At 57.7% G+C, this 7,507-nt stretch carries 5 protein-coding genes and 2 pseudogenes; 3 read left to right on the forward strand and 4 right to left on the reverse strand.

Annotated features, from left to right (window positions below; translation table 11 throughout):
- Nucleotides 1-1,731 (forward strand): RHS repeat-associated core domain-containing protein (locus IP65_RS20505; RefSeq protein WP_197279316.1); only part of this gene is annotated, 1,731 nt, incomplete at its 5' end.
- A gap of 668 nt (nt 1,732-2,399) precedes the next feature.
- Here IP65_RS20505 and IP65_RS20510 read toward each other — a convergent pair.
- Nucleotides 2,400-3,002, reverse strand: a pseudogene (locus IP65_RS20510) (IS630 family transposase); the annotation flags it as partial.
- A gap of 72 nt (nt 3,003-3,074) precedes the next feature.
- Here IP65_RS20510 and IP65_RS20515 point away from each other — a divergent pair.
- Nucleotides 3,075-3,767, forward strand: a pseudogene (locus IP65_RS20515) (IS110 family transposase); the annotation flags it as partial.
- 51 nt (nt 3,768-3,818) lie between these two features.
- On the opposite strand, the gene IP65_RS20520 reads toward IP65_RS20515, so the two are convergent.
- Genes IP65_RS20520 through IP65_RS20530 form a run of 3 tightly spaced genes read right to left on the reverse strand, consistent with a single transcriptional unit; the run spans nt 3,819 to nt 6,222 of the window.
- Nucleotides 3,819-5,471 (reverse strand): IS66 family transposase, encoded by a 1,653-nt coding sequence (locus IP65_RS20520; RefSeq protein ID WP_054132890.1) that lies wholly within the window; start codon nt 5,469-5,471, stop codon nt 3,819-3,821.
- Nucleotides 5,472-5,530: 59 nt separating this feature from the next.
- Nucleotides 5,531-5,872 (reverse strand): IS66 family insertion sequence element accessory protein TnpB, encoded by a 342-nt coding sequence (gene tnpB, locus IP65_RS20525; RefSeq protein WP_054132891.1) that lies wholly within the window; start codon nt 5,870-5,872, stop codon nt 5,531-5,533.
- On the reverse strand, nt 5,869-6,222 hold the full coding sequence (locus IP65_RS20530; protein ID WP_054132892.1) for a transposase: 354 nt from the start codon (nt 6,220-6,222) through the stop codon (nt 5,869-5,871). The genes tnpB and IP65_RS20530 overlap by 4 nt, the downstream gene beginning before the upstream one ends.
- 385 nt (nt 6,223-6,607) lie before the next feature.
- Between IP65_RS20530 and IP65_RS22085 the strand changes: the two genes are divergently transcribed.
- On the forward strand, nt 6,608-7,507 hold a 900-nt coding region (locus IP65_RS22085), incomplete at its 3' end, for a hypothetical protein (protein ID WP_231627884.1).

Consider the following 7,507-nt stretch of genomic DNA (forward strand, 5'->3'; position numbering starts at 1 on the left):
ACGGAAGGTGTGGGCACTTCTGCCCAATCCACCACCCAGACCAATACCTACACGGCTAACGGCAAACTGGCGTCGGTGAAGGATGGTCAGAACAATCTGACGACCTACGTGTATGATGGCTTCGATCGCCTGTCGCAGACGCGCTACCCTTCTCCGACGCAGGGCGCTGCCTCAAGCTCGACGACCGACTACGAGCAGTTGACCTACGATGCCAATTCCAACGTGACCCAGCGTCGCTTGCGCGACGGCAATACAATCACCTTCACCTACGACAACCTCGGGCGCATGGCCTCGCGCACGCCGAACGGCGAAAACGCGGTAAACTTCAGCTATAATCTGCTGGGCCAAGTGACAAATGTGCAGCGTCCTGGCGACGGGGTCAATTTGTCCTATGCTTACGATGGCCTGGGCCGCCTGAGCAGCGAGACGCAGCCATTCGGGTCGGTCAGCTATCTCTATGACGTTGCCGGCAACCGGACTCGCCTGACCTGGGGCGATACCAACTATGTCACATACGACTACGATCTCGCCGGCAATGTCACCGCAATCCGCGAGAATGGTGCCACCTCGGGCGTGGGCGTCCTGGCGTCCTATAGCTACGACACATTGGGACGCCGCAGTTCCGTCACCTATGGCAACGGTACGACGCGCACATATGCCTATGATAGTGTCAGCCGCCTTGCCGGCCTGAAGCTTGACCTGGGCGGGACGGCCTACGATAATCTCATTGGTGCTGTGGGCGGGACCGGGACTGCGATCGGCTACAATCCTGCTTCGCAAATTACTAGCCTCGTTCGCAGCAATGATGCCTACGCTTGGACCGGAGCCGTGAACACCAGTCGCGCCTATACGACCAACGGGCTGAACCAGTACACTGCCGCGGGCGGGGTCGCGTTTGGCTACGATGGTCGTGGGAACCTGACCTCTTCGGGCAACTCAAGCTACGGCTACGATAAGCTCAACGAGATGACCTCCGGTCCCTCCGCGACGATGCGCTATGACGGGGCGGGGCGCCTGATCGAATATAACGCTCCCGCCTCGACGCGGTTTGTCTATGATGGCACAGCCATTCTGGCGGAAGTATCGGGTTCTTCAGGAGCGACGCTGCGCCGCTATGTGCCAGGCCCTGGCACGGATGAGCCGGTGGTGTGGTACGAAGGCTCGGGCCTGACCGATCGGCGCTTCCTACAGGCCGACGAGCGCGGCTCGATCATTGCCGTGACCGATGGCTCGGGCAACGTCCTGGGCACCAATGCCTATGACGAGTTCGGCATTCCGCGTGCCAACAACATCGGCCGCTTCCAGTATACCGGCCAGGCTTGGTTCCCTGAGGTTGGTCTCGCTTACTACAAGGCCCGCTGGTACTCCCCCAGCCTCGGTCGCTTCATGCAAACCGATCCCATCGGATATAACGATGGGATCAACTGGTATAACTACGTCGACGGAGATCCGGTTAATGGTACAGATCCACAAGGAACTTATCGTATTGAGGATATTATAGTAAGGCACGCCAGGGAAAGTGTTGCAATTACATTAGGAAATCTTAGCGCAACTGGGCAATTGTACGGAATTCCAGACAAAAATGTGAAAGATAGCTCGGCGGGGAGTGGTGACCCAGTAGATGATAATTCAAAAAAAATGACTGTTCTGCGACGTCTAGTAATCCAGGAAATGTTGCTCTTTCTGGGCACCTTGTTGGAATTGCGGACATTGTTGGTGGATTTAAGTTAACTGGGACACTTACCGATACTAGACCGGGCGGAGCCACCGTCTCATTTGAGACGACAGGAGTGGCTGTCGGGCTAGCTGCAGGGTCTTACGAGGTAAAGGGAACAGTCCCTGGCTTCAATTCGCTTGATAGCACTTTCCAAATTTCCTTCTTCCATGTCGAGTGGGCAGGGATCGGTGTTTCCGGTGCTCGGCTGTCCCGTGGAAATCTTGGCCCATCTGGTTCGTTCGGGACAATATCAGTCGATAACGGTATTTCTCCATTAGATGGAAAGATCGCGCCACCACTTGGTGCGGCGACAATGAAATTTAAAGGTGCTGTTATTAAAAAAGGTTGTTAATATGGTTAAAAATTATATATTTTTAACGTTTGGCCTTGCCGTGCTCTATGGGGCGGGGGAGCACATATTTCAAAATCATTGGCGCGATAATTACTTGAAATTTACTTTATATTTCATGTTTTTCTTAATTTTAAACCAATTTTTGTTAAAAAAATTTGTAATTTAAATATATTATTGCGTTACGTTTTTGCTATAACTTTGGCTATAGTTGGTGTGCTAATGTCAAAATCTCCTTTGATGGGCGTGGCTATCTGGATGATCTACTTTTGCGTATCTTTTCAGATTGACCTCAAAGTCAGAAGAGAGCGGCTCTCTTAGAGCGATTTTCGATCAGTCTGGATCATATCCGCATGAACTGAAGTAGTTGGCGCATTCGGCGGGCCGGAAGATGTCGACGAGCTTGCCGATGAGGTCCCACAGGCCGCTGACGGTTCGTGCGCCTGCTTTTCGGAGCATGGCCTTGAGCCGGGAGAAGGCCTTCTCGATCGGGTTGAAGTCGGGGCTGTAGGGCGGGAGGAAGCGCAGTGTTGCTCCTGCCGCCTCGATCCGGTCGCGGACTGCGGGGCGCTTGTGGCTCGACAGGTTGTCCATGATGACGACGTCACCGGGCCGCAGTTCGGGCACGAGAACCTGCGCCACGTAGGCTTCGAACCAGTCACCGTTGATCGGCCCGTCCAGCACCATCGGCGCGACCATGCCGGTCATCCGCAGGCCTGCAACCAGCGTGGTGGTCTTGCGATGACCATGTGGGTAGCCCATCCGCAGCCGCTCACCCTTGGCGCAACGGCCATGGCTGCGGGTCATGTTGGTGGCGGTCCACGTCTCGTCGATAAAGACCAGGCGCTCGGGTTCCAGATCGATCTGGCCGTCGAACCAGTGGTGACGCTGCTTCAGGACGTCGGGACGGTCCTGCTCGACAGCATGGCCAGTCTTAATGGGATGGCCCGCCCCTTTTCCCCGGCATCGGATAAGATGCCGGCGCTTGAGAAGGAAAGGAGCGGACCGATGTCTATTGTGATCCTCGGCGTTGATTTGGGCAAGAATGCCTGCAGCGTGGTCGGCGTCGATGCGGCAGGCGCTGTCGTCATACGTAGGTCGATGCGGCGCCAGACGCTGATTGACTACGTGGCGAAGCTTCCTGCGTGTGTCGTTGCGATGGAAGCGTGCTGTGGTGCCCATAACCTCGGGCGCATCTTCGCCGCGCAGGGGCACGAGATCAGGCTGATGTCACCGGAGTACGTGCGGCCCTATGTCAAAGCGCAGAAGAACGATGATCGCGATGCCGAGGGGATTGCCGAGGCAGCCTCGCGTCCGACCATGCGCTTCGTCGAACTCAAGACCCAGGAGCAGCTGGATATCCAGACCCTCCACCGTGTCCGATCCCGATTGGTGGCCGAGCGCAGGAGCCTGATCAACCAACTCCGGGCGATCCTGCTCGAGAGGGGCACCACTTTCCCGGTCGGCCGGCGTAAGCTAGAACTCGGCATTGATGCCATGCTGGCAGAAGAGGCTACGACCTTGTCACCACGCCTGTGGCAGCTGGTTGGCGAACTACGTGCCGAATGGCGCGGCCTCGATACCAGGATCGAAGCTCTGAACGGCGAGTTCGTCGAACTGGCTCGCAATGATGCGGCTGCACGTCGGCTCACATCCATTCCCGGCGTGGGGGTTCTGAGTAACCGCCCGATTGCTACCGCCTCGCATGGATAAGCCATGTAAGCATACGCCGAAGGCCGCAGCGTGTTTCGATCAGGCGGCGATTGCTCGCTGATTGGCGCACCAGTTCCAGGGCAGCAGCGCTTCGAGTTGGTTGACCGGATGGTCTGCGATGCGGGCTAGGGTGTCGGCGAGCCAGGCTTGCGGATCGAGGTCATTGAGCCGGCAGGTCTGGATCAGCGAATAAGCGATGGCGGCGCGCTGGCCGCCGCGATCCGACCCGCAGAACAGCCACGACTTGCGTCCTAGAGGCACACAGCGCAGCGCCCGTTCGGCGGCGTTGTTCGAGAGGCAGACCCTGCCATCATCAAGGAACCGGGTGAACGCGCCCCAGCGACGCAGCATGTAGTTGATGGCTTTGGCGACATCATGGTTGCGGGAGATTTTGGCGAGTTGCGCGTTCAGCCACTCGTGCAGTTCCGCCATCAGCGGCGCGCTCAACTCCTGGCAGCTGGCGAGCCGCTCGGCGGGGTTCTTGCCGTTGATATCGCGCTCGATCGCGAACAGGGCGTCGAGCTTCTGCACGGCCTCCAGCGCGATCGGGTAGATGACCGGCGCCTTCTCGCCGCGGCTCTTCTTGCGTGCCGCGCCCTCGACGTCGGCAAGCTCGAAGAACTTCCGGCGGGCGTGCGCGAAGCACCCTGCTTCCAGGATCGGCCCGGGTTGACGATCGGCAACATACAGATCTCCGTAGCCGCCATAGGCATCCGCTTGCAGGATCCCTGACCAGGACGCGAGATGTGATCGAGGATGCTCGCCGCGTCGGTCGCGCGAGTAGTGGAAGATGACTGCCGGCGGATCAGAGCCGCCGAACGGCCGATCATCGCGCACATAGTCCCATAGTCGGCCGGTATCGGTCTTGCCCTTGGCCATGACCGGCACGGTTGTGTCGTCGCCATGGATGCGCTCGGCGGCAAGGACGTGGGCCTCGATCATCCGGTAGATCGGCATGAGCGCGTGGCACGCAGCCCCGATCTGATCGGCCAGCGTCGACACGCTGAGCGGGACGCCTTCGCAGGCAAAACGCTCGGCCTGGCGGTGGAGCGGCTGATGCTGGCCGTACTTGTTGAACATCAGCATGGCGAGGAAGCTGGGGCCGGCCCACCCGCGCGGGGTGACGTGGAACGGTGCTGGTGGCTGCGTGATCTTCTCGCAGGCCCGGCAGGCGAACTTCTCGCGCACCGTCTGAATGACCTTCCACGCGCGCGGGATCACTTCGAGCGTCTCGGTCACATCCTCGCCCAGTCTGGACAGGCGGTCGCTGCCACAGGCCGGGCACGAGCATGGCGCGGAAACAACCACGCGCTCGCGCGGCAAGTGCTCGGGAAACGGCTTGCGGACCGGCTTCTTGCGCTCAAACGCGGAAATGGTCGTCGTCTTCGCTGCGGCGAACTCGTCTTCCGCCGCATCGACTTCAAGATCCTCATACCCAAGCTCGAACTGGGCAAGCAGCCGCTCGGTGCGCTCGGCACTGGCCCCGTACTGCTCACGGCGCAACTTGGCGTTCTGCAGCTTGAGATGCGCAATCATCGCTTCGGTGGCGCTGGCCAGGGCTCGCGCGTTGGCCAACTCGGCCTCGACCACGGCGGCGCGTTGCTCGGCCGCGTCGGCCTTCTGCAGCGCCAGCGTCAGCAGCGCCTTGAGCGCTTCGGCATCATCCGGAAGGGGCGAAACAGCAGCTTCCATGGGCGTGAGTGAATCACTGACAACCTCTCGAAGCAAGCCCGAAATGCTTGGATTATCGGCTATCCTGCGCTCTGCGGGCGCCACGAATACTGCGGGTTGCGCCAGTCGATCCCGTCCAGCAGGCAAGCCAGTTGCGCACTCGTCAGCGAGACCGTCCCGTCCTTCGCCGACGGCCACACAAACCGACCCTTCTCGAGCCGCTTGGCATACAGCGACATGCCGATCCCGTCGTGCCAGATGATCTTCACCAGCGATCCGGAGCGGCCACGGAAGACCCACAGGTCACCGCCGAACGGATCCTTGGTGAAGTGCTGCTGGACCATTGCGGCCAAGCTCTGCATCCCGCGCCGCATATCGGTATGGCCCATCGCAATCCACACCCGCGCACCCGCCGGAATCATCGCATCGCCTTCAAGGCAGCCACAGCAAGCGCGGGCGAGGCCGAGGCGAAAATCCGCAATCGTCGGCCATCGGCGAAGTCCAGCACAATCGCGGCTTCCGGCTCTTCCACTGAAGCGTTGGCCGTGGTCCCGGGCTCGTCCTCGATCACCGCCGGAACAAATGTCTCCTGGACCTGCCGCAAGGCCGCCCGGCGCCACAAGTAGATCAAGCTTCGGGAAACATCATGGCGGCGCGCAACATCTGCCACACAGGCACCCGGTGAGAATGCCTCGCGCAAAATCTCCAGGCGATCCTGATCCGTCCAATCCCGGCGGCGTCGCACCCCCGTCAGCACCGTTACCTGTGTCATGGTTGTCCTAAGCGCGCCCTATTGCACGACCTATAGGACGTCCTGGCACACCGGACGGCAGCAGCAAGCGCGGCTCACCGGACGGTTACGGTGACTCTACGTAACCGCCCGATTGTTACCGCGGCTTGTGGCGTTTGATGTCTTCGATGGTTTCGGGATCGTCGAAATTGGCGTGCAGGAAGTCGTCCCATACGTCGGGTGAGCTGCGGAGGTCGGCGAGAAGGGCTCACAATTAGACAGCTAGGTCTCATGGGTTGGTACCACCATTTTGGCAGACGCCCGCTCGAGAAACGTATTGGTAACATACTGTAAAAAATTACAGAAAGTTAATTACTTCCTCCGACTTTTTCGATTTAGTTTGGCGTGTCTTCCGGGGGGTAATTATATGATGAAGCGGGAAAATTCTCTTTACGCCGTGCTGCTGGGGTCCGCCGCGAGCTGCATTGTGTTTCCCGCGCTTGCGGTTGCGCAAAGCACTGCTCCTGCACCAACTTATAATTCCACGGTGGACAGCAACGGAATCGATCTCTCCAACGGGCAGGTTCGTCCGCATATTGTCGATCTCAGCATAGGCCCGAGTGACGCTCCCCTCCAGCTTATTCGTTCATCGTATACAGCCGATGCCAGAAATTTTCTTATTGCTGTCGCTGGAACTTATAGCGCCACAACGGGACAACTAAATTCCCCTGTTACAGTTATGATTGATGAAAAGGCGTATACATTTAATTATACAAATGGAGTCTGGGTCGCTCAATACGCGGATGGTTCATCTTTTGATGGAAGTAAGTTTGTGGACCGAGATGGCGTAGTGTACCAATTTTACGCTGTATTTCAAGCCAGTCCGTCATACACACACTATTTAGGGCTCGGGTATTGGCCAGCTCTAATAGGAAGATCTATATCATATCCAGATGGTAGAGTTATCAACTTGGCTTACAACAATTTTCGGGTTCACTCTGGGTCGGGCGCTGCAGGTAGAGATGATTTTTACTATAGACTAAAATCTGTGACCGATAGTCGCGGATATATGTTGAAATACAGTTACGTTTCTGATGTTAACAGTGATACTAACGCAAATTGGGGGGTTCTGTCTTCCGTATCAGCTGTTAATCTTGGGTCATACTCATGTGGAATTTCTGACAATACCTGCAATTCGGCGCCACAGACAGTTCATTATGCATATGCCGGACCGGATTCAGCGGGTAATTATACGTTTACGGTTACTGATCCGCTTGGAAATCAGACCATTGGTACGACTCACGCAAATTATATAGGGGTAAAAACC

This window comes from Novosphingobium sp. AAP1, from assembly GCF_001295765.1.
Lineage (GTDB): Bacteria > Pseudomonadota > Alphaproteobacteria > Sphingomonadales > Sphingomonadaceae > Novosphingobium > Novosphingobium capsulatum.